Annotated in this window: 23 protein-coding genes; 12 read left to right on the forward strand and 11 right to left on the reverse strand. The window is 69.7% G+C overall.

Features of this window, described 5'->3' with window-relative positions:
• The first annotated feature begins 150 nt into the window (after nucleotides 1-150).
• Together KZJ41_RS01250 and KZJ41_RS01255 are read left to right on the forward strand one after the other, a co-directional pair.
• The gene (locus KZJ41_RS01250; RefSeq protein ID WP_029546980.1) at nucleotides 151-1,212 is read left to right on the forward strand and encodes a phosphotransferase family protein; all 1,062 of its coding nucleotides are present in this window, start codon (nucleotides 151-153) and stop codon (nucleotides 1,210-1,212) included.
• A gap of 29 nt (nucleotides 1,213-1,241) precedes the next feature.
• Complete coding sequence (locus KZJ41_RS01255; RefSeq protein WP_006944558.1) at nucleotides 1,242-2,471, forward strand: acyl-CoA dehydrogenase family protein; 1,230 nt, start codon at nucleotides 1,242-1,244, stop codon at nucleotides 2,469-2,471.
• 308 nt (nucleotides 2,472-2,779) lie between these two features.
• On the opposite strand, the gene KZJ41_RS01260 is transcribed toward KZJ41_RS01255, so the two are convergent.
• Nucleotides 2,780-4,396 carry a SulP family inorganic anion transporter gene (locus KZJ41_RS01260; protein ID WP_006944556.1) on the reverse strand — a complete coding sequence of 539 codons (1,617 nt, stop codon included), beginning with the start codon at nucleotides 4,394-4,396 and terminating at the stop codon, nucleotides 2,780-2,782.
• 133 nt (nucleotides 4,397-4,529) lie between these two features.
• On the opposite strand from KZJ41_RS01260, the gene KZJ41_RS01265 reads away from it, so the two are divergent.
• Complete coding sequence (locus tag KZJ41_RS01265) at nucleotides 4,530-4,907, forward strand: MerR family transcriptional regulator (RefSeq protein ID WP_006944555.1); 378 nt, start codon at nucleotides 4,530-4,532, stop codon at nucleotides 4,905-4,907.
• Between the two features lie 368 nt (nucleotides 4,908-5,275).
• Here the strand turns inward: KZJ41_RS01265 and KZJ41_RS01270 are convergent, their stop codons facing one another.
• The 3 genes from KZJ41_RS01270 to KZJ41_RS01280 form a co-directional block, all read right to left on the reverse strand.
• Nucleotides 5,276-6,817 carry an acyl-CoA synthetase gene (locus tag KZJ41_RS01270; protein WP_065923204.1) on the reverse strand — a complete coding sequence of 514 codons (1,542 nt, stop codon included), beginning with the start codon at nucleotides 6,815-6,817 and terminating at the stop codon, nucleotides 5,276-5,278.
• A gap of 99 nt (nucleotides 6,818-6,916) precedes the next feature.
• Nucleotides 6,917-8,263: an MFS transporter gene (locus KZJ41_RS01275; RefSeq protein WP_006944551.1), complete on the reverse strand. Its 1,347-nt coding sequence runs from the start codon at nucleotides 8,261-8,263 to the stop codon at nucleotides 6,917-6,919.
• Between the two features lie 446 nt (nucleotides 8,264-8,709).
• Entirely contained in the window at nucleotides 8,710-9,633 is a 924-nt protein-coding gene (locus tag KZJ41_RS01280) for an AEC family transporter (RefSeq protein WP_050034364.1), read from the reverse strand.
• A 46-nt stretch (nucleotides 9,634-9,679) separates the two neighbouring features.
• On the opposite strand from KZJ41_RS01280, the gene KZJ41_RS01285 reads away from it, so the two are divergent.
• On the forward strand, nucleotides 9,680-10,186 hold the full coding sequence (locus KZJ41_RS01285; protein WP_251550034.1) for a CGNR zinc finger domain-containing protein: 507 nt from the start codon (nucleotides 9,680-9,682) through the stop codon (nucleotides 10,184-10,186).
• Between the two features lie 177 nt (nucleotides 10,187-10,363).
• Here the strand turns inward: KZJ41_RS01285 and KZJ41_RS28405 are convergent, their stop codons facing one another.
• Entirely contained in the window at nucleotides 10,364-10,486 is a 123-nt protein-coding gene (locus KZJ41_RS28405; RefSeq protein ID WP_006944548.1) for a hypothetical protein, read from the reverse strand.
• A 34-nt stretch (nucleotides 10,487-10,520) separates the two neighbouring features.
• A complete protein-coding gene (locus KZJ41_RS01290) occupies nucleotides 10,521-11,300 on the reverse strand; it encodes an acetoin reductase (RefSeq protein WP_006944547.1) in 780 nt (259 codons plus the stop codon).
• A 139-nt stretch (nucleotides 11,301-11,439) separates the two neighbouring features.
• Between KZJ41_RS01290 and KZJ41_RS01295 the strand changes: the two genes are divergently transcribed.
• From KZJ41_RS01295 to KZJ41_RS01310, 4 genes are all read left to right on the forward strand, one after another.
• The gene (locus tag KZJ41_RS01295) at nucleotides 11,440-12,111 is read left to right on the forward strand and encodes an IclR family transcriptional regulator (RefSeq protein ID WP_006944546.1); all 672 of its coding nucleotides are present in this window, start codon (nucleotides 11,440-11,442) and stop codon (nucleotides 12,109-12,111) included.
• 328 nt (nucleotides 12,112-12,439) lie between these two features.
• Nucleotides 12,440-13,867 (forward strand): rifampin monooxygenase, encoded by a 1,428-nt coding sequence (rox, locus tag KZJ41_RS01300; RefSeq protein WP_050034366.1) that lies wholly within the window; start codon nucleotides 12,440-12,442, stop codon nucleotides 13,865-13,867.
• Between the two features lie 245 nt (nucleotides 13,868-14,112).
• Complete coding sequence (locus tag KZJ41_RS01305) at nucleotides 14,113-16,434, forward strand: cytochrome P450/oxidoreductase (protein ID WP_065923202.1); 2,322 nt, start codon at nucleotides 14,113-14,115, stop codon at nucleotides 16,432-16,434.
• A gap of 26 nt (nucleotides 16,435-16,460) precedes the next feature.
• Nucleotides 16,461-17,798 carry an MFS transporter gene (locus tag KZJ41_RS01310; RefSeq protein WP_006944540.1) on the forward strand — a complete coding sequence of 446 codons (1,338 nt, stop codon included), beginning with the start codon at nucleotides 16,461-16,463 and terminating at the stop codon, nucleotides 17,796-17,798.
• Nucleotides 17,799-18,063: 265 nt separating this feature from the next.
• On the opposite strand, the gene KZJ41_RS01315 is transcribed toward KZJ41_RS01310, so the two are convergent.
• Nucleotides 18,064-18,402, reverse strand: a complete 339-nt coding sequence (locus KZJ41_RS01315) for a metallopeptidase family protein (protein ID WP_006944538.1) — start codon at nucleotides 18,400-18,402, stop codon at nucleotides 18,064-18,066.
• Nucleotides 18,403-18,415: 13 nt separating this feature from the next.
• Nucleotides 18,416-19,492: a septum formation family protein gene (locus KZJ41_RS01320; RefSeq protein ID WP_006944536.1), complete on the reverse strand. Its 1,077-nt coding sequence runs from the start codon at nucleotides 19,490-19,492 to the stop codon at nucleotides 18,416-18,418.
• Between the two features lie 48 nt (nucleotides 19,493-19,540).
• On the opposite strand from KZJ41_RS01320, the gene KZJ41_RS01325 reads away from it, so the two are divergent.
• Both KZJ41_RS01325 and serS read left to right on the forward strand, forming a co-directional pair.
• Nucleotides 19,541-19,930: an ankyrin repeat domain-containing protein gene (locus KZJ41_RS01325; protein WP_043798768.1), complete on the forward strand. Its 390-nt coding sequence runs from the start codon at nucleotides 19,541-19,543 to the stop codon at nucleotides 19,928-19,930.
• 42 nt (nucleotides 19,931-19,972) lie between these two features.
• Nucleotides 19,973-21,235 (forward strand): serine--tRNA ligase, encoded by a 1,263-nt coding sequence (serS, locus tag KZJ41_RS01330; protein WP_029546990.1) that lies wholly within the window; start codon nucleotides 19,973-19,975, stop codon nucleotides 21,233-21,235.
• A 99-nt stretch (nucleotides 21,236-21,334) separates the two neighbouring features.
• Here serS and KZJ41_RS01335 read toward each other — a convergent pair whose 3' ends face one another.
• Together KZJ41_RS01335 and KZJ41_RS01340 are read right to left on the reverse strand one after the other, a co-directional pair.
• Nucleotides 21,335-21,727: a hypothetical protein gene (locus KZJ41_RS01335; protein ID WP_006944530.1), complete on the reverse strand. Its 393-nt coding sequence runs from the start codon at nucleotides 21,725-21,727 to the stop codon at nucleotides 21,335-21,337.
• 31 nt (nucleotides 21,728-21,758) lie between these two features.
• A complete protein-coding gene (locus tag KZJ41_RS01340; RefSeq protein WP_202917463.1) occupies nucleotides 21,759-22,178 on the reverse strand; it encodes a PaaI family thioesterase in 420 nt (139 codons plus the stop codon).
• Between the two features lie 168 nt (nucleotides 22,179-22,346).
• Between KZJ41_RS01340 and KZJ41_RS01345 the strand changes: the two genes are divergently transcribed.
• Both KZJ41_RS01345 and KZJ41_RS01350 read left to right on the forward strand, forming a co-directional pair.
• Nucleotides 22,347-23,525: an MFS transporter gene (locus tag KZJ41_RS01345; protein ID WP_029547010.1), complete on the forward strand. Its 1,179-nt coding sequence runs from the start codon at nucleotides 22,347-22,349 to the stop codon at nucleotides 23,523-23,525.
• A gap of 11 nt (nucleotides 23,526-23,536) precedes the next feature.
• The gene (locus KZJ41_RS01350) at nucleotides 23,537-24,514 is read left to right on the forward strand and encodes a hypothetical protein (RefSeq protein WP_065923201.1); all 978 of its coding nucleotides are present in this window, start codon (nucleotides 23,537-23,539) and stop codon (nucleotides 24,512-24,514) included.
• 39 nt (nucleotides 24,515-24,553) lie between these two features.
• On the opposite strand, the gene KZJ41_RS01355 is transcribed toward KZJ41_RS01350, so the two are convergent.
• Nucleotides 24,554-26,104: an MBL fold metallo-hydrolase gene (locus KZJ41_RS01355; RefSeq protein ID WP_006944523.1), complete on the reverse strand. Its 1,551-nt coding sequence runs from the start codon at nucleotides 26,102-26,104 to the stop codon at nucleotides 24,554-24,556.
• Nucleotides 26,105-26,164 lie beyond the last annotated feature (60 nt).

Consider the following 26,164-nt stretch of genomic DNA (forward strand, 5'->3'; position numbering starts at 1 on the left):
GTGCTGCAGCATCTTCCTTCCGCATCGGCATTATCGCAGATGGGATCCCGTCCGTCGGTAGCCGTGTTGACACCGAACGCTCGTTCGGCGACTCTGTAGGTCACCCGAACGATCGTTTGGCCGACAGGCCGACGCAGGAAGGAATCCGCGATGACTGCATCGCCTGCGGGCGCCGTCGCCGACCTCGATCTCGACGCGCTGACCGTCCACCTGCAGCGCGTACTCGGCGGTGAGGTCACCGGCGCGCTCACCGCCTCCCTCATCGGCGGTGGCCGCTCCAACCCCACCTACCGGCTCGCCGACGACGAGCACGCATGGGTGCTGCGCCGACCGCCGTACGGGCACGTGCTGCCCAGCGCGCACGACATGCGGCGCGAGTTCACCGTCATCAACGCCCTCGGTGGCACGTCCGTCCCCGTGCCCCGCGCGGTGCACCTGTGCGAGGACGAGAGCATCCTCGGCGCGAAGTTCTATCTGATGGAACTCGTCGACGGCGTGGCCGTCGGCACCGTCGAACAGGCCTCGGCCCTCACCGCCGACGAGCGTCGCCGCCTCGGGTTCTCGCTCGCCGACACCCTGGCCGCGCTGCACGACATCGACCCCGACGCCGTCGGGCTCGGCAGCTTCGGCCGTCCGGACGGCTACCTCGAGCGCCAGCTCGGCCGGTGGGCGAAGCAGTGGGAGGCCTCTCGCCGCGTCGACCGGCCCGAGGTGGCGGTGCTGCTCGACAAGCTCCGTCGCGCGCTGCCGCAGACCCGCCACCCCGGGATCGTCCACGGCGACGTCAAGCTCGACAACGTCCTCGCCGCGCCGCAGGATCGCGGACGCATCGCCGCCGTGCTCGACTGGGAGATGGCCACCCTCGGCGACACCCTCGCCGACGTGGGAATCATGCTGAGCTTCTGGGATGTTCCCGGTGCGGCATACAACCCCATCACCCGCGGCCTCGCCACCCTCGACGGATTCCCCACCCGCACGGAGCTGCTCGAGCGCTACGCCGCCGCGCGCGGAATCGATCTCGCCGACATTGACTGGTACACCGTCTTCGCCGACTTCAAGATCGCCGTCATCCTCGAGGGCATCGGTGCCCGCCACGACCGGGGCGAGACGGTGGGGGAGGGCTTCGACGGCATCGCCGACATGGTCGGGCCGTTGCTCCGGCGCGCCCTCGATCTCGCTGCCACCTCGGCCCTTCCCGAACTGCGCCGCTAGGCGATCACTCCCTCAGAATCGGAGCAACAATGGATTTCGAATACAGCCCCAAGGTCCGCGAACTGCAGGACCGGCTCACCGGCTTCCTGCAGGAACGCATCCTGCCGGCCGAGCCGATCGCCGCGCAGCAGCTCGCGAGCAAGCCCGACTACTGGGGTGCCCCGCCGATCATGGCCGACCTCAAGGCTTCCGCCAAGCGGCAGGGGCTGTGGAACCTCTTCCTCCCCGAGGCGGGCGGGGCCGGCCTGACCAATCTCGAATACGCCCCGCTGGCCGAATTGACCGGATGGAGCCCGCATCTCGCCCCGGAGGCGCTCAACTGCGCCGCGCCGGACACCGGGAACATGGAGCTGCTCGCCCGCTACGGCACCGACGCCCAGAAGCAGCAGTGGCTCGGCCCCCTGCTGGAAGGTGAGATCCGGTCCTGCTTCTCGATGACCGAACCCGACGTCGCCAGCTCGGACGCGAGCAACGTCCGCCTCGAGATCGCCGACGACGGCGACGAGTGGGTGCTCACCGGACGCAAATGGTGGTCCACCGCCGCACTGCGGGAGGACTGCCGCGTCGCGATGGTCATGGGGGTCACCGATCCCGGCGCTCCGGCCGGATCCCGGCACTCCATCGTGCTGGTCCCGATGGAGACGCCGGGCCTGGACATCGTCCGCTCCACGTCCGTGCTCGGGTTCGACGACCGGCACGAGGGCGGGCACGGCGAGATCGTCTTCGACCGGGTGCGGGTGCCCAAGGCGAACCTGCTCGGCCCGCGCGGCAAGGGTTTCGCCGTCGCGCAGGCCCGCCTGGGCCCGGGCCGGATCCACCACTGCATGCGCCTGATCGGCATGGCCGAACGCGCCGTCGCGCTGATGACGGAGCGGGCGCGCACCCGCGTCGCATTCGGCAGGCCGCTGGCCGACGAAGGGGTCGTGCAGGCCACCGTCGCCGACGCACGCATCCAGGTGGATGCGGCCCGCCTGATGGTGCTGCGCGCCGCGTGGCGGATGGATGTCGAGGGCGCCAAGGCCGCCCGGCACGACATCGCCGCCGCCAAGGTCATGGTGCCGCTGACGGTGAAGAAGATCGTCGACGACGCCATCCAGATCTTCGGCGGTGCGGGCCTGTCCCAGGACACACCGCTCGCAATGCTGTACTCGCAGGCGCGGTTCCTGCAGATCGCCGACGGCCCCGATCAGGTGCACCGCCGGTCCCTCGCTCGCGCCGAGTTCGCCGCGACTCCGGTGCTGCGCGAGGTCCGCGGATAGGACCACACCCCACCGCGACGACGACGGCAGGGTGAGTGGGGCGGCAGGGGAGACGGCGAGCATCCACGCCGGAGTGTGCTCGTCGTGGCGGGGCCGCTCCTGCGCGCCGTCGACATCCGGATTCGCGACGAGAACGACGGCCGCCCAACACCGGGTGTGCAGGTGCCCCGAGGGATCGCACTCGGTCGGCCACACTCCGGCGTCGATCCGCGCGACTTCGGAACCGGTAGATCCACCACTCGCACCGGCCGGGCGGTGCGCAGCTCGTCGAGCACGCGCCCGCATGGACGAGGCGAGCACACCGGCAGCTAGTGACCTTCGCCGAGTCGCCCGGAGAGCCGGTCGAGGCGTTCGAGGCCGGCGCCGTCGAGGCCGACGATCTCGACGCTCTTACCTTTGTTGGCGTACTTGTGCCGGATCGCGTCGAGGGTGGCCACGGTGGAGGCGTCCCAGATGTCGGCGCCGGTCAGGTCGATGACGACGTTGCGCGGGTCGCCCACGTAGTCGAACTGGTAGATCAGGTCGTTGGAGGAGGCGAAGAACAGCTCGCCGTGCACCTTGTAGACACGGGTGTCGACCTTGCCGTCGTGGTCGGTGTCGGCTTCGGAGACCTTCTCGATGCTGGTCAGGTGGGCGACCCGGCGGGCGAAGAGCACCATCGCGGTGACCACGCCGAGGATCACCCCGATCGCGAGGTTGTGGGTGATCACGGTCGCGGCGACCGTCACCAGCATCACGAGGGTTTCGCTGCGCGGCATCAGCTTCAGGGTGCGCGGGGCGATGCTGTGCCAGTCGAGGGTGGCGACCGACACCATGATCATCACCGCCACGAGGGCGGCCATGGGGATCAGGGCGACGACGTCACCGAGGGCGACGACGAGGATCAGGAGGAACACCCCGGCCAGGAAGGTGGAGATGCGGGTGCGGGCCCCGGAGACCTTGACGTTGATCATGGTCTGGCCGATCATCGCGCAGCCGCCCATGCCGCCGAAGAATCCGGTGACCAGGTTGGCAACCCCCTGGCCCCAGCCCTCACGGGTCTTGTTCGAGTGGGTGTCGGTGATGTCGTCGACCAGTTTGGCGGTCATCAGGGATTCGAGCAGGCCGACCAGGGCCATCGCGAGCGCGTAGGGGGCGATGATCGCGAAGGTCTGCGTGGTCAGCGGCACGTCGGGGAGGAACAGCGCCGGGAGGGACTCGGGCAGCGCACCCTCGTCGCCGACGTTCGGCACGTCCCAGCCGAAGGCGAGCACGGCGGCGGTGAGCACCGCGATCGCCACCAGCGGCGCCGGGACCACGGAAGTGAGCTTGGGGAGGAACACCATCACGCCGAGTCCGACGGCGACCAGCGGGTAGACCAACCACGGGACGTCGATCAGGTGCGGCAGCTGGGCGGTGAAGATCAGGACGGCCAGGGCGTTGACGAAGCCCACCATGACGCTGCGCGGGATGAACCGCATCAGCTTGGCCACTCCGAGGACCGACAGCACCACCTGGAACAGGCCGCCCAGGAGGACGGTGGCGACGAGATAGTCGAAGCCGTGCTCGCGGGCCACCGGCGCGACGACCAACGCGATCGCGGCGGTGGCGGCAGAGATCATCGCCGGCCGGCCACCGACGATGGAGATCGTCACGGCCATGGTGAACGAGGCGAACAGCCCGACCCGCGGGTCGACGCCGGCGATGATCGAGAACGAAATCGCCTCCGGGATCAGTGCCAGGGCCACGACCAGGCCGGCCAGGATCTCGGTCTTCAGGCGTTTCGGGGAGCGCAGGGCGGCGCGCACCGAGAGGACGGGATCGTCGTCCGCCTCGTGGACCGCCGGCGCGTTGCCGGCAGGAGTTGTCCCGGCAGGAGTTGTCACAGTCGTGTCTTCTTTCCATGAGAAGCCGGGGGCGACGCCCCCGCGCGGGCGGGACGGCATCGTCTCGTCCGCGGAACCCGCAGAACTCTACCCTCCGGTGAGGGTAGAGTTCGAATCGAGGGTCGGGCCGCTCGCTACGGTGGAGGCGCGACCGGGAGGAAAGGGTGCGGCTGTGACTATCGATTCGGGGCATATGCAGATCGGGCAGGTGGCTGCGCGCACCGAGCTGTCGATCAAGACCATCCGTCACTACGACGAGGTCGGCCTGGTCACCCCGTCCGCCCGCAGCGCCGGCGGGTTCCGCCTCTACACCGAGGACGACGTGCAGCGCCTGCTGGTGATCCGGCGGATGAAACCGCTCGGGTTCACCCTCGACGAGATGCGCGCGTTGCTCGCCGCTCTCGATCGGATCGCCGCCGCCGCGACCTCCGGGCAGGGGGCCGCCGACGCACGCGGCGTGCTGGCGGAGTTCCATCGGCGGGCCGAGGACAGTTGCGCTCGTCTGCGCACGCAGCTCGCGTACGCGGAAGAACTCACCACCATCCTGGGTGAGCACGCCACCGGAGCCTGACCCTGCCGTCGGCGTCGGCGGTGACTGCGCCGAGGACGGGCACCGGATCCCGCGCCCGCCGGCGACCGCGTCGCCGGCATCGATTTCGATGTGGACGTGACCGCCCGCGGACAGCGGCCCCGACGCGACCGCATCGAACTGAGCTGTCACCGGGATGCCGTGCAGTGGGCGGCCGCCGACACGTTCGGCTGTAGCGGCTACTGCGGGCGCAGTGGAGCGAACTGGAACCGCTGCTGCGGCCGGGACGGCTGCGGGCTGCCGAACCGGCGAGAACGCACCCGCGAACCGACGACGACTCGGCCTGCCGCGTTCGCAACGAGCGGCAGGCCGAGTCGTTTTCGTCGTCGACCGGGTTTCCCGGCCCGGCGTCACACCGGTGTGTCGACGAAGCGCTCCTTCAGCTTGCGCTTGACCAGCTTGCCGGTCGGTGTCCGGGGCATGTCGTCACTGAACACGATCCGGCGCGGGAGCTTGTACTTGGCGAGGCGACCGCGGAGGTGGTCGGCCAGTTCGGCGGCGAGCGCGTCGTCGCCGTCGAAGCCGGGGGCCGGTTGGATCACCGCGGTGACGATCTCGCCCATCTCGGCATCGGGCACCCCGATCACGCCGGCGTCGAGGACCTTGGGGTGCTCGACGAGCGCGTTCTCGATCTCCTGCGGGTAGATGTTGACTCCGCCGGAGATGATCATGAACGAATCACGGTCGGTGAGGAACAGATACCCGTCCTCGTCCAGGTAACCGACGTCGCCGGTCGTCGTCCACGCCGGGTGGTGCGGGTGCTGGGCGTCGCGGGTCTTCTCCGGTGCGTTGTGGTACTCGAACGGCAGCAGGTCGCGTTCGAAATAGATCGTGCCGATCTGCCCCGCCGGCAGTTCTTCGCCGTTCTCGCCGCAGATGTGGACGACGCCGAGCGCGGCCCGGCCCACCGTGCCGGGTTTGCGCAGCCATTCCTCCGTGTCGACGAGGGTGAGGCCGTTGAGTTCGGTGGAGGAGTAGTACTCCGACAGGATCGGGCCCCACCACGCGATCATCTGCCGCTTGACCTCGACCGGGCAGGGGGCCGCGGCGTGCACGGCGACCTGCAGGCTGGACACGTCGTAGCGGGAGCGCACGTCCTCCGGCAGTTTGAGCATGCGCACGAACATGGTGGGCACCCACTGGCTGTAGGTGACCCGGTACCGCTCGATGTATTCGAGGGCCTTCTCGGGGTCGAAGCGGCCCATCACGACGACCGTGCCGCCGAGGGCCTGCACCGCGGCGCAGGTGCGCAACGGTGCCGCGTGGTACAGCGGTGCGGGGGACAGGTATACCGTCTCCGGATTCACGCCCCACACCGAGGCGTTCATGGCGGTCATCGTGTCACCGGGTTCGTGGACCTGGCGGTCGGGCAGCGCGGGCTTGATGCCCTTGGGGCGGCCCGTGGTGCCGGACGAGTAGAGCATGTCCGCCCCCCGGGGTTGATCGGCGGGCGCGGCATCCGACTCGGCGGCCGCGGCCGCGTCCAGGTCGGCGTATCCGGGGAGCGTGCCGCCGAAGGCGAGCTGGTGCTCGGTGTTCGGCAGCAGAGCGGGAAGCACCCGGGCGATCTCCTCCAGCGCGGCGTCGACGAGCACGGCCTTCGCGCCGCAGTCGTCGACGATGTAGGCGGCCTCGCCGGGAGTGAGATGCCAATTCACCATGGTGACGTAGAGGCCCGACCGCATTGCCGCCCAGTAGATGTCGAACACCCGGGGAGTGTTGGTGGCGAGCACCGCGACGTGGTCTCCGCGGCGCAGTCCCAGCGTGCGGAGGTGGCGGGCGATACGGATCGAGTTGGCTTCGAGCTCGGCGAAGGTGACCGTCCGGCCGGTGTCGGCCATGATCACGGCCGGCTTGTGCGCAGTGGTGTCGAGGTAGGCACCGGGATACATGGGGTCTCCAGTGTTCGTTCGGGCGGAGAGTCAGTGGCGCCCGGGAGGGCAGTGGCGCCGAAGGGGCAGTGGCGCCGACGGGGCAGTGGCGCCGGGAGGTCAGGCGCGACGACGGGCGAGGGCCACCAGGCAGGCGAGGGCGAGGACCGAGAGCGCTGCGATGAGTAGCCCCACGCGCCAGAGGTTGGCGACCTCCCCGTTGATCAGCGCGACCATCGCCATGGGCGCCATGCCGCCGAGGATCGCTGCCGCCTGGTACCCCAGGGACGCTCCGGAGTAGCGGATCTCCGGGGGGAAGAGTTCGGCGAACAGGGCGGCCTGCGGCCCGGTCTGGAACGACATCACCACGCAGGAGACGATCAGCGCGACGGCCAGCGGCCAGATGTCTTCCGACGAGGACGCCCCGATGAGCAGCCACATCGGCACGGCCCACAGGCCCATGCCGACGATGCCGATGCCGTAGATCAGCTTGCGGCCGTAGCGGTCCGACAGGTAGGCGGTCAGCGGCACCATCGGCACGAGTACGCCCGCGGCGATCAGGATGATCGCCAGCACGTCCGAACGGGTGATGCCGAGGTTGGTCGTGGCCACCTGCACCGAGCCGGTGATGGTGATGTAGAACATCACGATGCCGACGAGATAGGTGCCGCCGGCCATGAGCACGGTGCCGCTGTTGTGCCGGAGGACTTCGAGGACCGGGGAACGCCGCTGGGCCGGCGCGGCCGCGAGCTTGGCCTCCACCTGCTGGAACTCGGGGGTCTCCTCGAGATAGCGGTGGATGGCGAAGGCGACGAACAGCATGAACAGGCTGATCCAGAACGGCACGCGCCAGCCCCACGAGGTGAATGCCTCGGGCGAGACCGCCCACGCCACCGCCAGGAAGACCGCGTTGCCCATCACCACGCCGATCGGGATGCCGAGCTGGGCGAAGCTTCCGTAGAAGCCGCGGCGATGGGCCGGGGCGTACTCGGTGGCCAGCAGGACCGCGCCGCCCCACTGCGCCCCGACCGCCAGTCCCTGGCAGATGCGCAGCAGGACGAGCATCGCGGGGGCGAGCCAGGTGATCGACGTGTTCGGCACGAAGCCGATCAGGGTGGTCGCGACACCCATGAGCAGGATGGCGGTCACGAGTACCGGCTTGCGCCCGTACTTGTCGCCGAAGTGGCCCGAGACGATCCCGCCGATGGGGCGGGCGACGAAGCCGACCGCGACGGTGGCGAACGAATTGAGCGCGGCCACGACTTCGCTGCCGGTGGCGAAGAACGTCTTGTTGAACACGAGCGCCGCGGCGGTGGCATAGATGAAGAAGTCGTACCACTCGAGGGAGGTCGACACCGCGGCAGCGAACGCGGCCTTGCGGGCCGCCCGGCGCGAGTGCGGCGGGGCGGCGGGTGGCGGAGAGCTGGGCGCCGTCTCCTGCGCCTGTGGAACCGAGGGGGTGGCCATGGCTGCCCTTCCTGCGAACGTGTGTAGCCAATCGATCGTTCGGTTAGCAGTCGATAAGTTATGTGACGCGCCGCACAAAGTCAAACGCACGCCGAGGGTGAGGTCGGCCTCGTGGGGACCTGCGGGCGAGGGGCCCGTGGGACCGGCCGTCCTCGAGTGTGGGTCGTTCACCGCCTGGAACTGGTCGGATAGCAATGTGTGGTGCTGGAGACGTGGTGTATACGACTGCTCCTGTAGGCGCGGGCAGGAACGCCTGTCAGGCGGGGCGGGGGCGCCGTCGGGGCTGAGCTCTCTGCGTAATCGTCCGAGTTTCGAGCCGACCGACTGTTTACTCGGCCTGCACGGATGCGTCGGCCGGGGCGGCGCGGAGAGATGTCTCGGCGTCGGCGGTCGCTGTGCGGGCGAGGTCGCTTCCCTGTGGTGCATCACGCCGTTGTCGTCGTGGGTCAGGTCGCTGTGGTCAGGTGAAGGATCAGGGGCAGAGTTACTACGGACAGGACTGTCTGCGCTCCGGTGATGGACGCCATCAGTTGCGAGTCGCCGCCCATACGTCTGGCGAGAATGTACGCCGAGGGCGCGGTGGGGACGGCGCAGATGAGCACGACGGCGGTCAGGGCTGCGGCGGTCAATCCCAGTGCACTTGCGAGGGCGGCGGCCGACAGGGGAAGGGCGACCAGTTTGATCGTCGACGCGATGGTGATGTCGAGGCCGTCGCGGAGCCGCACCCGAAGGGTGATCGCCGCCCCTGCCACGAGTGTGCCGGTGACAAGTGCGGGTTCTGCCAACATCTCCACCGGTACCGCAATCGCCGGGGGCAATCCGATGCCGGTGAGGTTGAGCGTCAGACCCGCAACGCATCCCAGAATCAAGGGATTGGTGCCCAGGTGGCGCCACGTACTCGACATTGCAGCCGCGTGATCGCGGGCACCGTAGAACGACAGCGCGGTGACCGACACGACGTTGACCAACGGAACCATCACCGATGCCGCGAGTGCGAAGGCGGCTACTCCGCCGGTGCCTTCGAGCGCCGAGGCGAACACCAGCCCGATGTAGGTGTTGATGCGGATGCTTCCTTGCACCAGCGACGTGAGCTGCGGTCCTTCGGCCCGTAGTGGTCGACGAAGGGCGACGAGCAACACGGACACAGCCAGGACCGGGATGGACAAACTGAGAAGCAACGGGACCGGCGATACCTCCCGCAACGGGGTCCGTGCGATCGATTCGACGAACAGCGCAGGTGTGAACACGTGGTAGCTCAGCCACTCCATCCCGCGCCAGAAGCCGGCGTCGGTGACGACACGGCGACGGAGGACTGCGCCCAGGGCGAGGATGAGAACGATGGGGAGAACGGCGGTGGTGACCAGGTGCACGCGACCACCGTGGTGCAATCGGTCAGTGCAGTTCAACCATGACAACATGACCGGTGCGCTGCTGGCCGCGGACCTCGTGAACCTCGGGGAGAGGAGCGCGTGGACCGTCCCGGAGGTCCAGGCCGTGTTTCGCGAGCACGTGATCCGGTGGTCGGATGTCGACAAGAGCGACGTGCCGGCGCTGCGTCGGTGGACGACCCGGCTCCGGGCGGTGTTCGTGGCGCCGGACGAGGAGCAACGCTGCCGGTCGATCAACGCCCTCCTGCTCGACGGGGTAGCCAGCGTATATCTCACCACGCACGACAACCACCGTCCTCATCTGCATTTCACGCCGGACGAGGACGACCTCGTCGGGCGCGTGATGGCGGTCACCGCGGGTGGGCTCGCGATCTTCACCGTCGAGGCCGAGGGGGGTCGTCTGGGCGCGTGCGCGAACGCGGGATGCGTTCGAGTGTTCGTCGACACCAGCCGCAACGGCCGCCGGGCGTATTGCAGTGCCCGTTGCGGCAATGCGGACGCGGTACGCCGCCACCGAGCCAGGAAGTCCCACTGAGTGCCCGTGCACGACTGCATCGTCACGCAATCGATCAACGCAGTACAGGCCTTACACGCCAACTTTCGGGCCCGACGGGGAACGTCGGGCCGTCCTGGCGAACCTGTGGGGGCGAGGGGCAGCGAGGGTGGACGAACGATGCCGAGGTCCGCCGTTGCTCGAGTCCGGCTGCGCCCCTCAGTCGGTGTGGCCCGCGAGTTGCTCGGAGAGGGCGAACAGTTCGGGGGAGTACTTCGGCGCCATCACATGGTCGAGGAACACGAGCAGGGGAACCGCCAGTGTCCGTACCGCCCTGCTCAACAAGGGAGTCTCCTTCCGGTGCAGCGGGTTCGGCTCACCGGTAGACCAGGCCGCCGTCGATCAACCCGGACTGGCCGGTCATGTAGTCGGAGTCCGGGCCGGCCAGGTAGGAGACGTAGGCCGCGACGTCCTCCGGCGTCTGCGCGCGGCCGAGCGCGATGCCGCCGACGAACTTCTCGAACGTCGCTCCCTTCGGTGCCCCGGTCAATGCCGCGAAGCGTTCGTCGATGGTGACCCACATGTCGGTGCCGACGACGCCGGGACAGTAGGCATTGACGGTGATTCCGTCGGACGCGTATTCCTTGGCCGCGGCCTGGGTGAGCGCCCGTACGGCGAACTTGGTTGCGGAGTACACCCCGAGCATCGCGAAGCCCTCGTGGCCGGCGATCGAGGACGCATTGACGATCTTGCCGCCGTGCCCGCGCTCGCGGAACTTGGCGGCGGCGATCTGAATGCCCCAGAGGACGCCTTCGACGTTGACCGCCATGATCCGGGACACCTCCTCCGGTGTCACGTCGGCGATGGGGTTCACCTGTGCGATGCCGGCGTTGTTGACGATGATGTCGAACCCGCCCAGTTCGGTCTCCGTCCGGTCGACGGCGGCTCGGATCTGCTCGCGGTCGGTCACGTCCGCAACGACGGAGATCGCCTTCGAGCCGGCGGCCCGCACCTCGTCCTCGACCGCGGCGAGCTTGCCGCCGTCGACGTCGAGCAGTGCGATGTCCGCACCGTCCGTCGCCAGCCGCAGCGCGATCGCCCGTCCGATGCCCTGCCCGGCGCCGGTGACCAGCGCGACCTTGCCTTCGATGCTCATACCGGCTCCCGTCCATAGTGACCTGTGTCACTCGAAGGGAACCAGTGCGGCGGGGGGTGCTCAAGCGTTGCAATGCGCTGCATCGGGGGTGGCGCCCGCGCCGGTAGGGTCGGATCCGGCACGACGGACGGAGGAACCCATGAGCACGCTGCAGACCCTCGATCGTGGTCTGCGCGCGCTCGACATCATCTCCCGTTCGCCCGCCGGTATCACGGTCGCGGACCTCGCCAAGGAACTCGGGATCGCGCGGGCGATCTCCTACCGGATCGTCGCAACGCTCGAATCGCACTCGCTGGTGGTGCGGGCCGACGACGGCCGGATCCGGCTCGGCGCCGGTGCCGCCGTCCTTGCGTCGCGGTTCGTGCCCCAGTTTCAGCATGCGGCCGGTCCGGTGCTGCACGACCTGGCCGAGCGCACGCAGGCGACGGCTTTCGTGTCCGCCGCGCAGGGGGACGAGTGCATCGTCATCCTCGTCGCGGAGCCGGAAGGGGCGCTCCTGCACGTGGGATACCGGGTGGGCAACCGGCACCCGCTCGACCGCGGGGCGGCGGGGATCGCGATCCTCGCGCTGCGACCCGAGGACGCGCGGGACCCCGAAGCGGTGAAGCAGGCCCGGGCGCTCGGCTACAGCGTCACGCGCGGACAGCTCGAGCGCGGCGCCGTGGGTGTCGCCGCCGGGGTGCGCGCGCCGCGGGGGGCCGGCCTCGAGTGCAGCGTCGGGGTGGTGGCCATCGCCGGTCTCGACGTCGATGCCGCGGCCCTCGCGGTCGGTGACGCGGCGGCACGGCTGAGCGCTCTGCTCACCGACTGACACTCCCATCGTCGTTCACCCGGACGTCGGCCCGGGATGGACGGAACTGTGGTCGGCGCCGAGAAGGCAAAGGCAAGGAGGTCATCGGCTCCTTGCCACTTTCAACATATAGCGCGCGGGGGGCCTTGCCGCAAGACCCCGGTGGTGCTGCAGAATCGCCAGCCGAAGCCGGAACCTGCGGAAACGGGAGATTCGCGAGGTGGGCGTCCAACCGCCGGTAGGACTCGGGTGGTTGCGGGCACCCGGCGCCCGGGTGCGGGTGTGCGGGCCCGCCGGACTGTGTGGAGCAGCCGGCCGAAATACAACGTTGTCGAACGGGGGATTTTTCATGATCGATGTGATCGTTACCGGGGGCGGGCCGACCGGTTTGATGCTGGCCGCCGAGTTGCGGCTGCACGGCGTGCACACGCTCGTGCTCGAGAAGGCGACGGAGCCGACCGCGCAGTCCCGCGGACAGGGCCTGCACGCGCGCAGCGTCGAGATGATGGACCAACGCGGCCTGCTGGACCGGTTTCTCGCGGTCAGTGAGAAGTTCCGGGTCGGCGGTCTCTTCGGCGGCATCATGAAGCCGTGGCCGGACCGGGTGGACACGGCGCACCCGTACGGCCTCGCCACTCCGCAGCCGGTCACCGAACGGCTGCTCAACGAGCACGCCCTCGAACTCGGCGCCGAGATCCGGCGCGGCTGCGAACTGGTCGGGCTGAGCCAGGACGACCACGGGGTGAGCGCCGAGCTGGCCGACGGTACCCGGCTGCGCTCGCGCTACCTCGTCGGCTGCGACGGCGGCCGCAGCACGGTGCGCAAGCTGCTCGGCGTCGGTTTCCCCGGCGAGCCCAGCAAGGTCGAGACGCTGCTCGGTGAGATGGAGCTGACCGAGGACCCGGCGACGGTGGCCGCCGTGGTCGCGGAAGTCCACAAGACCCATCTGCGGTTCGGCGCCGTACCCCTCGGGGACGGGGCGTACCGCGTCATCGTGCCCGCCGACGGGGTGGCCGAGGACCGGGCGGCCGCACCGACCCTCGACGAGTTCACCCAGCAGCTGCGGGCGATCGCCGGCACCGACTTCGGCGCGCACTCGCCGCGCTGGCTCTCCCGGTTCGGCGACGCCACCCGGCAGGCCGAGCGCTACCGGGTCGGGCGGGTGCTGCTGGCCGGCGACGCGGCACACATCCATCCGCCGACCGGCGGGCAGGGACTCAACCTCGGCATCCAGGACGCGTTCAACCTCGGCTGGAAACTGGCCGCCGAAGTGGGCGGCTGGGCTCCGGAGGGACTGCTGGACAGCTACCACGCCGAACGGCACCCGGTGGGCGCCCGCGTGCTCGAGAACACCCGCGCGCAGATCACGCTGATGGGAACCGATCCGGGTGTGATCGCGCTGCGGGAACTGTTCTCGAAGCTGATGGACTTCGAGGAGGTGAACCGGTACGTCACCGAGATGATCACCGCGGTCGGGGTCCGCTACGACTTCGGCGAGGGCCACGACCTGCTCGGCCGGCGGATGCGGGACGTGGGGCTGAAGCAGGGTCGCCTCTACGAACTGATGCACGGCGGCCGCGGACTGCTCCTCGACCAGACCGGACGGCTTTCCGTGGCGGGCTGGGCCGACCGGGTCGACCACGTCGTCGACGTCAGCGAGGAACTGGACGTGCCCGCGGTGCTGCTGCGGCCCGACGGCCACGTGGCGTGGGCCGGTGACGATCAACAGGATCTGCTCGGCCGGCTGACCCAGTGGTTCGGCGCTGCCGCCGGCTGAGCGCGCGGAGGTGCTCGAAGGGGCGGGACCTGCCTCGGGTACCGGCTCGTGACGTCCGGTCCTGATGCTCGGTGGCGGCGGCCGCGCGGGTGCCGGGGAGTCCTGCGGACGTGGGCCCGGCTGCTGTGACCGCGGATCCCGCTTGACGTCTTCTGTGACGCCGCTTACTCTGCTGCATGTCCGTATATAGGACGAAACTGTTCGATAAAAGTAACAGTGCTGTTGGAGAGGTTTTCGGTGTCAGCATGAGTGCATCAGTTCCGGCGTCGGCGCCGGCGTGTCCCGTCGACCACGCGGCCCTGGCGGGCGGCTGCCCGGTGTCGGCGAACGCCGCGGCGTTCGATCCGTTCGGTTCCGCGTACCAGACCGATCCGGCCGAGTCGCTGCGCTGGTCCCGCGACGAGGAGCCGGTGTTCTACAGCCCCGAACTCGGCTACTGGGTCGTCACCCGGTACGAGGATGTGAAGGCGGTGTTCCGCGACAACATCCTGTTCTCGCCGGCGATCGCGCTGGAGAAGATCACTCCCGTCTCGGCGGAGGCCACCGCCACCCTCGCCCGGTACGACTACGCCATGGCCCGGACCCTCGTGAACGAGGACGAGCCCGCCCACATGCCGCGCCGCCGCGCGCTCATGGATCCGTTCACCCCGAAGGAACTGGCGCACCACGAGGCGATGGTGCGACGGCTCACGCGCGAATACGTCGACCGCTTCGTCGAATCCGGCAAGGCCGACCTGGTGGACGAGATGCTGTGGGAGGTTCCGCTCACCGTCGCCCTGCACTTCCTCGGCGTGCCGGAGGAGGACATGGCGACGATGCGCAAGTACTCGATCGCGCACACCGTGAACACCTGGGGCCGCCCCGCGCCCGAGGAGCAGGTGGCCGTCGCCGAGGCGGTCGGCAGGTTCTGGCAGTACGCGGGCACGGTGCTCGAGAAGATGCGGCAGGACCCGTCGGGACACGGCTGGATGCCCTACGGGATCCGCAAGCAGCGGGAGATGCCGGACGTCGTCACCGACTCCTACCTGCACTCGATGATGATGGCCGGCATCGTCGCCGCGCACGAGACCACGGCCAACGCGTCCGCGAACGCGTTCAAGCTGCTGCTCGAGAACCGCGCGGTGTGGGAGGAGATCTGCGCGGATCCGTCGCTGATCCCCAACGCCGTCGAGGAGTGCCTGCGCCACTCCGGGTCCGTGGCGGCGTGGCGACGGGTGTCCACCGCCGACACCCGCATCGGCGACGTCGACATCCCCGCCGGCGCCAAGCTGCTCGTCGTCAACGCGTCCGCCAACCACGACGAGCGCCACTTCGAGCGCCCCGACGAGTTCGACATCCGGCGCCCGAACTCGAGCGACCATCTCACCTTCGGGTACGGCAGCCACCAGTGCATGGGCAAGAACCTGGCCCGCATGGAGATGCAGATCTTCCTCGAGGAACTCACCACGCGGCTTCCCCACATGGAACTCGTACCCGACCAGGAGTTCACCTACCTGCCGAATACGTCCTTCCGCGGACCCGACCACGTGTGGGTGCAGTGGGATCCGCAGGCGAATCCCGAGCGCACCGATCCTGCTGTGCTGCACCGGCATCAACCGGTCACCATCGGAGAACCCGCCGCCCGGGCGGTGTCCCGCACCGTCACCGTCGAGCGCCTGGACCGGATCGCCGACGACGTGCTGCGCCTCGTCCTGCGCGACGCCGGCGGAAAGACATTGCCCACGTGGACTCCCGGCGCCCATATCGACCTCGACCTCGGCGCGCTGTCGCGCCAGTACTCGCTGTGCGGCGCGCCCGATGCGCCGAGCTACGAGATCGCCGTGCACCTGGATCCCGAGAGCCGCGGCGGTTCGCGCTACATCCACGAACAGCTCGAGGTGGGAAGCCCGCTCCGGATGCGCGGCCCTCGGAACCATTTCGCGCTCGACCCCGGCGCCGAGCACTACGTGTTCGTCGCCGGCGGCATCGGCATCACCCCAGTCCTGGCCATGGCCGACCACGCCCGCGCCCGGGGGTGGAGCTACGAACTGCACTACTGCGGCCGAAACCGTTCCGGCATGGCCTATCTCGAGCGTGTCGCCGGGCACGGTGACCGGGCCGCCCTGCACGTGTCCGAGGAAGGCACCCGGATCGACCTCGCCGCCCTCCTCGCCGAGCCCGCCCCCGGCGTCCAGATCTACGCGTGTGGGCCCGGGCGGCTGCTCGCCGGACTCGAGGACGCGAGCCGGAACTGGCCCGACGGGGCGCTGCACGTCGAGCACTTCACCTCGTCCCTCGCGGCGCTCGATCCGGACGTCGAGCACGCCTTCGACCTCGAACTGCGCGACTCGGGGCTGACCGTGCGGGTCGAGCCCACCCAGACCGTCCTCGACGCGTTGCGCGCCAACAACATCGACGTGCCCAGCGACTGCGAGGAAGGCCTCTGCGGCTCGTGCGAGGTCGCCGTCCTCGACGGCGAGGTCGACCACCGCGACACGGTGCTGACCAAGGCCGAGCGGGCGGCGAACCGGCAGATGATGACCTGCTGCTCGCGTGCCTGTGGCGACCGGCTGGCCCTGCGACTCTGAATCACCGACCTTCGAAAGGATCCGTCATGGGATCTACGCTCGACCCGATCGCCGTGCGCACCGCGCCCACCGCGCCGGACGTGCCACGCAGCAGCTTCAAACGGGTCCTCACCGGAAGCATGGCCGGTGCCGTGCTCGAGTGGTACGACTTCGCGATCTACGGCATTCTCGCCGCCACCGTCCTCGGCCCGCTGTTCTTCCCCGGATCCGACGGCATCACCAAGTTGCTTCTCGCCCTTGCCACCCAGGGCCTCGGCTTCATCGCCCGGCCGCTCGGCGGCATCGTCTTCGGCCATCTCGGCGACCGGTTCGGCCGCAAGCCGATGCTCGTGATCACCTTCGTGATGCTGGGCACCGCCACCGCGTCGATCGGGCTGCTGCCGACCTACGAGCAGATCGGCATCTGGGCCACCGTCCTGCTCGTCGCGCTGCGCATGATCCAGGGCTTCGCGCTCGGCGGTGAATTCGGCGCGGCCGTGCTGCTGGTGAGCGAGTACGGCGAGCCGAAGCGCCGCGGCTTCTGGGCGTCCTGGCCGCAGGCGGGCGCACCGTCGGGCACCGTGCTTGCCGCCGTGGTCGTCTCGGCCCTGGTGTTCCTGCTCCCGGCCGACTCGTTCGACGCATGGGGCTGGCGGATCGCGTTCCTGTTCGCGATTCCGCTCCTGATCATCGGCTTCTGGATCCGGCACGGCGTCGAGGAGTCCCCGGTGTTCCGGGCGGCGCAGGCCTCCGCGGCCGGCCGCACCGAGTCCCGGTCGAGCATCGTCGAGGCGCTGTCCCGTCCGCGCCCGGTGCTGCTCGGCATCGGCATGCGGCTCGGCGAGAACATCGCCTTCTACGTCTACACCGTCTTCGTCATCGCGTACGCCACCACCTACCACGGCTTCGCGCGGGGCGAGGTGATACTGGCCGTGACCTTCGCGTCGGTGTTCCAGTTCGTCGGCATGATCGGTGGCGGCCGGTGGTCCGACCGGGTCGGCCGCCGCATCGCGATGCTGGTGCCCGCCGTGGTGCTCGTGGTGTGGGCGCCCGTCTTCTTCTGGCTCGTGCAGATGCAGAGCGTGCCGCTGCTGTGGGTGGGTGTGTGCGTCGGTGCCTTCTTCCACGGTGCTCTCGCCGGCCCGGAGGCGGCCTGGATCACCGAACTGTTCCCGACCCGCTACCGGTACGCCGGCTCGTCGCTCGTGTTCCAGGGGTCGTCCATCATCGCCGGCGCGCCCGCGCCCTTCATCGCCGTCTGGCTCATCGACCGCTTCGGCGTCGGGACCGTCATCGCGTACCTGGTGGTGACCATGATGATCACCGTCGTCGCGGTGCTGAGCAGCCGCGAGACCAAGGGCATCGATCTCGACCGCATCGAGTGACCGGACACCGTTGCCGGGCGGCCGTGACGCCGCCCGGCAACGGCCGTCCCGGTTACCCCGTCCGGACGGCCGTCCCGCGGTACGGTCGGACCGGAGGTGATCGACATGGAAGAGATCGCAAAGATCGTCGGTATTGCTTTCGTCTACATCGTCGTCGCAGAGGTGATCATCGGTACGCTCGCCCTGCTGATCATTTCGACGATCAGTCCGCACTTTCTGCAGCGCAAGCCGAAGTACGGCGCGACCGGACCCCGTTACGGGTCCACTAGCCCCAGCCCAGCTCGTGCAGCCGAGCATCCTCGATTCCGAAGTAGTGAGCGATCTCGTGAATGACCGTCACCGCGACCTCGTGCACCACGTCGTCGTCGGAGTCGCAGATGTCGAGGATGGCGTCGCGATAGATGGTCACGGTGTCCGGTAGCGCGCCCGCATAGTGGCTGTCGCGCTCGGTGAGCGCGATCCCGTGGTAGAGCCCGAGCAGATCGGGCTCTTCCTCGTTTCTGGGCTCGACCAGCACCACCACGTTGTCGATGGCCCGGGCGAGTTCCGGTGGGATCAGATCCAGGGCCTCTCCGACGAGCTCGTCGAACCGCTCGTCGCCCATCCGTGCGGCCACCTCAGGCGCCCGGAACGGGCGCCGCCCCCGGCAGCGGGGTCGGCAGCGAGCGGCCCTCGGGCGCGGCGGGCGGCGGCACCGGCGGCTGGCCGTCGATGAGGATGTCGCCCGCGGCCGTGCCGGTGACCGACGCGAATCCGCCGCCCTCGACCTGCTTGCCCACCGAACAGTTGACCTTGCGGCTGCCCGCCAGCCAACTGTCGAAGTCCAGGTTGTCCCAGAACAGTGTGAGGGTCTTGTTGCGCAGCGCGTCGGGGCTGCCCAGGTAGGCGTTGGCGTTCTCGGTGCACGTCCCCTCGAGGTACTTGTCCTGGTCCTCGACACTCGGCAGACCGCCGGGGAACTGGCCGGACAGGTCCACCACGGAGATCACCTCGAAGGCGTGCGGCTGGGCGCAGTCCACCGGGTCCGCCGGCACCCCGTTGTTGATGCCGATGCACGTGCCCACGTCCCAGACCTTGGACTGGTCCTGGTCGGCGACCGTGCCCTTGATCGGCAGCAGGTTGCCCGTGGTGGAGGAGAACTGCAGGCCGCAGCGCAGCGTCCGCTCACCGGCCGCCCAGCCCGCCTCACCGGGGTTGATCAGGCCCACGCTGAACTTGCCGTGCGGGTCGAACCGGCCGTCGAGGTAGTTCATCGCGGCAGGTGCGCACAGTTCGTCGCGCAGTTCGGTGAAACGCAGCACCGACGGGAAGCGCGACCCGGGACCCCACTCGGCGCCCGGGTAGACGCTCAGGTCGATGTCCTTCACCACCTCGAACAGGTGCGACTCGGCGCAGTCCACCTTCGCGAGGTCGCTCGCATCGATCTCCGTCCAGGTCAGGCAGTCGCCTGCGACGGCTGTGCCGAAGGCCTCGCCGGCCACGGCGCCGGTGGTGACGACGGCACTCGTCGAACCGCCGGGCTCGTCGTCGGACCCGCCGAATCCCGCCACCACCGCGGTGACGAGCGCCGCGAGTACCGCGCCCGCCGCAACCAGCATCAAGGCGCGACGGGTCAGCTTCGCGGACGGGGCGCCCCGGACCCGCGACGCGGACGGTGTCGTCCGATCGGACTGCTGCTCACTCTCCTCGGCCATCACCGTCCATCATGCCTGTGCGCGGCGCCCCGGGTAACTTCGGTGCACATGACGGAGCCCATCGATCCCGAAGTCCAGGAGATCGCGCAGCGCCTGTTCGACGCCGCCCGCGCCGGGCACGTCGAGACGCTCGCCGCCTACGTCGACGCCGGGGTGCCGGTGAACCTGTGCAACGAGAAGGGCGACACCCTGCTGATGCTGGCGTCCTACCACGGTCACGCCGACGCGGTGCGGACCCTGATCGAACGGGGCGCCGACGTCGACCGGCTCAACGACCGCGGGCAGTCGCCGATCGCCGGCGCCGTGTTCAAAGGGGCGATCGACGTCGTGCGGGTGCTCACCGACGCCGGAGCCGACCCCTACGCCGGACATCCGAACGCCGTGGACTCGGCGAGGATGTTCCAACGCGAGGACTGCCTGCAACTGTGGGCACAGTAGGTCGGAATCGGCCGCAGACGGCGCCGAGTAGGCTGTGACCTCGTGATCGACCTCAAGTTCCTCCGCGAGAACCCCGACGCCGTCCGTGCCTCGCAGCGCACCCGAGGCGAGGACCCCGGTCTCGTCGACGCGCTGCTCGAGGCCGACGCGGCCCGCCGTGCCGCGGTGCTGGCCGGCGACAACATCCGCGCCGAGCAGAAGGCGCTGGGCAAGAAGGTCGGGCAGGCGTCCCCGGAGGAACGGCCCGCGCTGCTCGACGGTGCGAAGGAACTCGCCGCGAAGGTCAAGAAGCTCGAGGCCGAGCAGCAGGCCGCCGAGGAGGCGCTCGGGCGCGCGCACCTGGCGATCTCCAACATCGTGCAGGAGGGCGCCCCCGCCGGCGGGGAGGACGACTTCGTCACCCTCGAGACCGTCGGTGAGCTGCCCACCTTCGACTTCGAGCCGAAGGACCATCTGACCCTCGGCGAATCGCTCGGACTGATCGACATGGAGCGCGGCGCGAAGGTCTCCGGCGCCCGGTTCTACTTCCTCACCGGTTACGGCGCGCTGCTGCAGCTCGGCATGCTGCAGCTCGCCGCCCAGCGGGCCGTCGCCAACGGCTTCCAGATGATGATCCCCCCGGTGCTCGTGCGGCCGGAGATCATGCAGGGCACCGGCTTTCTCGGCGCCCACGCCGACGAGATCTACCACCTCGCCGACGACGACCTGTACCTCGTCGGCACGTCGGAGGTGCCGCTCGCCGGCTACCACTCCGGCGAGATCCTCGACCTGTCGGGCGGTCCGAAGCGGTACGCGGGCTGGTCGTCGTGCTTCCGCCGCGAGGCCGGCAGCTACGGCAAGGACACCCGCGGCATCATCCGGGTCCACCAGTTCGACAAGGTGGAGATGTTCGTCTACTGCAAGCCCGAGGACGCCACCGCCGAACACCAGCGGTTGCTCGCGTGGGAGCGCGACATGCTCGCCGCGATCGAGGTGCCGTACCGGGTCATCGACGTCGCGGGCGGTGACCTCGGCTCGTCGGCGGCCCGCAAGTTCGACTGCGAGGCGTGGGTGCCCACGCAGGAGCGCTACCGGGAACTGACGTCCACGTCGAACTGCACCACCTTCCAGGCTCGTCGCCTCGGCGTGCGCTACCGCGACGAGAACGGCAAGCCGCAGATCGCCGCCACCCTCAACGGCACGCTCGCCACCACCCGCTGGCTCGTCGCGATCCTCGAGAACCACCAGCAGGCCGACGGGTCCGTGCGCGTTCCGTCGGCGCTCGTGCCGTTCGTCGGGCGTGAGGTGCTCGAACCGCCGGCCTGAGGCGTTCCGCCGCGTGGGGTGGCGGCCGAATGTCACATGGGTTCGCTCGGATCGAACGCATGTGACATTCGGTCACCCCGCCCGGGAGGGCCGACGCCCTCAGCTACCCGGGTCGCAGCCGACGGCCACGTACGCGTGCAGGCCGTCGGGGTCGTCGCGCAGCAGATACTCGTAGTCGCTGGTGGCCATCACGGCGTCGTTCGCGTCGCGGAACGACCAGCGCACCCGGGCCCGCACGATCTTGTCGGTGACCGGGGAGAGGTCGAGCAACTCGTGCCCCACACCGGCGAGGCCGTGCTTCCGGTAGGTCTCGTTGCTCTGCGTGAGCGCCTCGGTGATCTCCTTCCGGTTCGCCAGCGATCCGGCGAACGAATCCGTCAGGATCGTGCCCGGTTCACCCCACAGCGCGGCCGAGGCCTCGGCGTCGAACCCGGCGAGCGCCTCTCCGTACAGGGTGAAGAAGCGGTCCAGTGCGATGCGTTCCACGCTCATGCACTTCAGTGTGCGGGTCCGGCGACGGTTGTCAGCGCAGAATCAGGCAGGTGGTCGACGCGGTCGCGAGCAACCGGTCGTTCTCGTCGCGGGCCTCGCCGCGGGCGGTGGCGGTGCGACGGCCGCTGTACTCGCAGATGCCGTGCACGCGGACGACGCCGTTGCCGGCCTGGACCGGCCGCAGATACCGCACCTGCAGGTCCAGGGTCGTGTACCCGACACCGGCCTCGAGCGTGCTCGACACGCTGAACCCCATCGCGGTGTCGAACATCGTCGCGATCACGCCGCCGTGCACGCTGCCCACCGCGTTGGCGTGGAACTCCTGCGGTTCCATGCTCACCTCCACCCAGCCCTCGCGGGCGTCGGTCACCCGGAAGCCGAGCGTGCGCGACGTCGGATGGTGCGGGATGGAGCCGTCGATCAGGCCGCGCAGGAAGTCGAGGCCCTGCATGTCGCGGTTCGCGGCGGACGTCGGGGCGGGGTCGTCCCACGTGTAGGTGCGCTGGCGTTCGGTCACCCGCCGACCGTATCGCGCGGTGACAAACCCGTCCGCGCGTGCCACCCTGGAGCCATGCGCCACCGATGTTGATCCGGCTCCGCCTCTTCCCTGACCGTTCGTGTGGTGGCGTACGCGGCCACCCGCGAACTCGTGCCGCTCTACGGCCTGTACGCCCTGCTGTTCGAGGACCACGGCCTCGGTACGGGCGAGATCTCGTCGCTCTTCGTGCTGTGGTCCGTCGTGGCGTTCGTCGCGGAGGTGCCGTCGGGCGCGTGGGCCGACACGGTGTCCCGCCGGGGCCTGTTGCTGCTCAGCGCGGTCCTGTTCACCGCGGGCTTCGCCCTGTGGCTGCTGTTCCCGGGCTACTGGGGGTTCGCGGCGGGCTTCGTGGCGTGGGGGATCAGCGAGTCGCTGAAGTCCGGGACGTTCGAGGCCCTGGTGTACGACGAACTGTCCGCACGCGGGGCAGCGCACCGGTATCCGGCGGTACTGGGCTACGCGAACGCCGGCGAGACGCTGTGCGTCCTCGTCGCGACGCTGTCGGCCGCGCCGCTGTTCGCGGTGGGCGGCTACGCGACGGTGGGGTGGTTGTCGGTGGCGATCACCATCGGCAACGGGTTGCTCGTCCTCACCCTGCCGGCCGCCCCCCGTCACGCCTCGGCGGACGAGACAGGCGCCGTTCCAGGCGCTTTCGTGACCCGCTACCTGGCGGTGCTGCACGCCGGGACGAGCGAGGCGCGACGCAGCGCCGTGGTGCGCCGCGCGGTGCTGCTCGCGGCGCTGCTGTCGGCGTGCCTCGCGTTCGAGGAGTACTTCGCGTTGCTGGCGCGCGAGGGTGGCTCGAGCACGTCCGCGGCGCCGGTGCTGGTGGCGATCACCGTTGCGGGACAGGTGCTCGGCGCCGCGACGGCCGGCCGCACCGCGGCAATGACCGGTCGCGCCATGGGGGCGGTGATCGCCGCCGGGGGTGTGCTGCTGGCGGCGGGTGCCGCGCTCGGCGGCGCGGCGGGATTCGTGGCGATCGGCATCGGCTACGGCGCCCTGCACAACGCGATGATCGTCGCCGAGGCGCGGATGCAGGACGCGATGAGCGGGACCGCCCGCGCGACCGTGACGTCGGTGTCGGGCCTCGTCGGCGAGGTCGCGTCGGTGGCGGTCTACGCCGGCTTCGCGCTCGGAACGGTCTGGCTGCCGCTGGCGGCGGTGCTCGCCGCGTGGGCGGTGCCCCTGCTCGGCCTGGCCGTCGCGGCGGTGCGGTGGCTGCCGCCGTCTCAGTCCCCTCTTAATTCGCCGGACTAACGTCCTCCGCCATGCGTGCTCGTCTCGTTCCCGCCCTGTTCGTCGCCGCCGGTCTCGGCCTGATCGGTACCGGTTCCGCCTTCGCGTACGCCGACGCGCCCGCCGTCGCGACGCCGGCCGACGCACCGCCCGCCGCGACCGGCGACCCGCTTTCCGGCACCCGCAACAACCTTCAGCAGGCCGGGTTGCCGCTCGCGCTTCTCGGCGGTGGGGTCGGGCAGCTCACCGACGGCAGCCGCCAGCTCGACGACGGCGCCCACCAGCTCGCCGACGGGCTCGCGCAGGCCAGCGCGGGTGGGCAGCAGCTCGCCGACGGGCTCGGTCAGCTCCAGGGCGGGGTGGGCCTGCTCGGCGACGGTGCGAACCAGGTCAGCGATGGCGTCGACCAGGTCGTCGACCGGCTCACCGGCTTCGGGGAGATGCAGGCGGGCGTGACCGAGCAGCTGACCGTCGTCGCCGGCACCCTGCGGCAGTCGCCCGACCCGGTGTCCCAGGAGGCCGCCGCCCGGCTCGACGGGCTCGTCGGACGGCTGAACACCGAGGGGCTCGGCCCGGAGACGCTCGCGCAGCTCGAGCAGCTGCGCGGCGGCGCGCGGCAGCTCGCCTACGAATTGAGCGACCCGGACGCGCAGTTCGTCGCCGGCATGGTGCAGGCCGCCGACGGCTCGCGGCAGCTACGCGACGGGCTGATGCTCCTCGACGACGGCGGCCGGCAGCTCGTCGACGGCACCGGACAGCTCGTGGACGGCGTCGGCCCGGTCACCGGGGTGATCGAGGGAGTCTCGGACAACGTGCGGGAAGCGACGGCCGCGCTGCCGAAGTCGCCGGCCCCGGCGTCGTCGGGCGACGTCGCGGCGGCGGCGGAGACGACCGCCGAGCGGCAGTGGTGGCCGTATGCGCTCGTCGCGCTGGGGGCGCTGGTGCTCGCCGTGCCGGCACTGTTGCCGAACGTGCTGCGGCCGAATGTCACACGCGTTCGATCGAACTGAACCCATGTGACATTCGGCCACACCCACGCGACGGGGGGGTCAGAGCTTGCGGGAGCGCAGCTCGTGACCGCGGGAGGTCTTGCAGCGGCCGGTCACGAGGTCCCACTGCCAGCCGTGCAGGTTGCAGGTGAGGCTGGTGCCCTCGACGACACCGAACTTCGACAGGTCGGCCTTCAGGTGCGGGCAGCGGCGCTGGATCTCGAACCCGCCCAGCTCGATCGACGCGGAATCGTCGTGGGCCTCCGCGAACCAGCCGTCCGCGTAGGCGATCCGCTCGTCGGTGAGGCACTTGAAGAACGTGTAGAGGAATTCGTTGTAGCCGCCCACACGCCACGCCTCGAAGCGGGTGGACAGGAAGATGGTGTTCACCCAGTCCGGCTCGTCGTCGCGCAGGACCGTGCGCACCAGCTCCGGCGCGATGCGGAAACCGTAGCGGTACTTGCCTTCTCCCTCGATGGGTTCGCGGACGACCCGCTTGGGGAAGTCCAGCACGACCGTCTCCTCGCCCATCACCAGGCCGACGGGGTAGCCGATGCCGTCGCAGATCAGATCGGACTGCGCCATGATCGGCTCGAACTTCGCCTTGAGCGGGCCGAGCAGCGGCTCGCCCTCGGCGGGGGCCCACGTCGCCTTCTCGGCCTCGAGCACCGGGGCCAGGCGCTGCGCCATCTCCTCGATGTACGCGGCCTTGTCGGTGAAGATCCGCTCGACGTCGGCGTCCGGGATCGGGTGGGTCAGCGTCATCGACGTGCTGCCGTGCACCTCGAGCACCGAACCGGGGATCATCAGCACGCCGCCGTCGTTGCCGTGGAGGCGCATCTGCTCGAGGAAGACCATCTGGTCGGGGAAGATGTTGCCCTCGTCGCCGTGGTCGTCGTTGAGGTGGCGCAGCGCCGGATCGAGGAACACCGGCGGCCCGGCCGACGGGACCACCCACGTCGCGCCGACCTGGTCGATGTAGCTGCGGCAGCGATCCATGCCGCGCTGGCGCTTCTGCTTGCCGAAGTTCGCCTTGGTGCGCTTGGGGATGTCGTAGACCATCGGGTACCAGATCGCGCCCGAGTACTGCAGCAGGTGGACGTCGATCCGACCGAACGCCTCGAGCATCGAGTCCATCTCGACCGGGCGGGCGTCGTTCATGTTGAACACCGTGGTCTCGCCGTCCGAGACGACGAGGCCGGAGTCGCCGATCGGCCCGTCCGCGGGCGCGCGCAGGGCGATGATCATGACGTCGAGGTCGCCCTTGGGGCCGCTGACGGTGTGCTTGACGGAATCGGTCGTCTCGAGGAACTTCGTGAACCCGAGCTGCTCGAGGTCGCGGCGCAGGTCCGGGACCGGGAAGTCGGGCAGCAGCACCGTCGCGTCCTTGTTGACGTGCTTGCTCAGGTTCTCCGGGTCGAAGTGGTCCTTGTGCAGGTGCGAGACGTACAGGTAGTCGACGTCGCCGAGCTTGTCCCAGTCCAACTGCGTGTTGTCCGGGAAGGGGAACCACGACGCGAAGTACGCGGGGTTGACCCACGGATCGCACAGGATCGATCCCGCTGCGGTCTGAATGTGGAACCCGGCGTGTCCGACGCTGGTGATCTGCACTTCGTTGCCTCCTGACGTGCTGACCGACGTACCACCCAGCGTAGGGGGACGCCGGTGCGG

The sequence above is a fragment of the Rhodococcus sp. 11-3 genome (assembly GCF_023704055.1).
Lineage (GTDB): Bacteria > Actinomycetota > Actinomycetes > Mycobacteriales > Mycobacteriaceae > Rhodococcus > Rhodococcus aetherivorans.

What these genes read in the sequence shown, in the direction of transcription:
- KZJ41_RS01250 (WP_029546980.1), top strand. Translation starts at nt 151, where the DNA reads ATGACTGCATCGCCTGCGGGCGCCGTCGCCGACCTCGATCTCGACGCG.
- KZJ41_RS01255 (WP_006944558.1), top strand. Translation starts at nt 1,242, where the DNA reads ATGGATTTCGAATACAGCCCCAAGGTCCGCGAACTGCAGGACCGGCTC.
- KZJ41_RS01260 (WP_006944556.1), bottom strand. Translation starts at nt 4,396, where the DNA reads ATGCCGTCCCGCCCGCGCGGGGGCGTCGCCCCCGGCTTCTCATGGAAA.
- KZJ41_RS01265 (WP_006944555.1), top strand. Translation starts at nt 4,530, where the DNA reads ATGCAGATCGGGCAGGTGGCTGCGCGCACCGAGCTGTCGATCAAGACC.
- KZJ41_RS01270 (WP_065923204.1), bottom strand. Translation starts at nt 6,817, where the DNA reads ATGTATCCCGGTGCCTACCTCGACACCACTGCGCACAAGCCGGCCGTG.
- KZJ41_RS01275 (WP_006944551.1), bottom strand. Translation starts at nt 8,263, where the DNA reads ATGGCCACCCCCTCGGTTCCACAGGCGCAGGAGACGGCGCCCAGCTCT.
- KZJ41_RS01285 (WP_251550034.1), top strand. Translation starts at nt 9,680, where the DNA reads ATGACCGGTGCGCTGCTGGCCGCGGACCTCGTGAACCTCGGGGAGAGG.
- KZJ41_RS01290 (WP_006944547.1), bottom strand. Translation starts at nt 11,300, where the DNA reads ATGAGCATCGAAGGCAAGGTCGCGCTGGTCACCGGCGCCGGGCAGGGC.
- KZJ41_RS01295 (WP_006944546.1), top strand. Translation starts at nt 11,440, where the DNA reads ATGAGCACGCTGCAGACCCTCGATCGTGGTCTGCGCGCGCTCGACATC.
- rox (WP_050034366.1), top strand. Translation starts at nt 12,440, where the DNA reads ATGATCGATGTGATCGTTACCGGGGGCGGGCCGACCGGTTTGATGCTG.
- KZJ41_RS01305 (WP_065923202.1), top strand. Translation starts at nt 14,113, where the DNA reads ATGAGTGCATCAGTTCCGGCGTCGGCGCCGGCGTGTCCCGTCGACCAC.
- KZJ41_RS01310 (WP_006944540.1), top strand. Translation starts at nt 16,461, where the DNA reads ATGGGATCTACGCTCGACCCGATCGCCGTGCGCACCGCGCCCACCGCG.
- KZJ41_RS01315 (WP_006944538.1), bottom strand. Translation starts at nt 18,402, where the DNA reads ATGGGCGACGAGCGGTTCGACGAGCTCGTCGGAGAGGCCCTGGATCTG.
- KZJ41_RS01320 (WP_006944536.1), bottom strand. Translation starts at nt 19,492, where the DNA reads ATGGCCGAGGAGAGTGAGCAGCAGTCCGATCGGACGACACCGTCCGCG.
- KZJ41_RS01325 (WP_043798768.1), top strand. Translation starts at nt 19,541, where the DNA reads ATGACGGAGCCCATCGATCCCGAAGTCCAGGAGATCGCGCAGCGCCTG.
- KZJ41_RS01335 (WP_006944530.1), bottom strand. Translation starts at nt 21,727, where the DNA reads ATGAGCGTGGAACGCATCGCACTGGACCGCTTCTTCACCCTGTACGGA.
- KZJ41_RS01340 (WP_202917463.1), bottom strand. Translation starts at nt 22,178, where the DNA reads ATGCAGGGCCTCGACTTCCTGCGCGGCCTGATCGACGGCTCCATCCCG.
- KZJ41_RS01350 (WP_065923201.1), top strand. Translation starts at nt 23,537, where the DNA reads ATGCGTGCTCGTCTCGTTCCCGCCCTGTTCGTCGCCGCCGGTCTCGGC.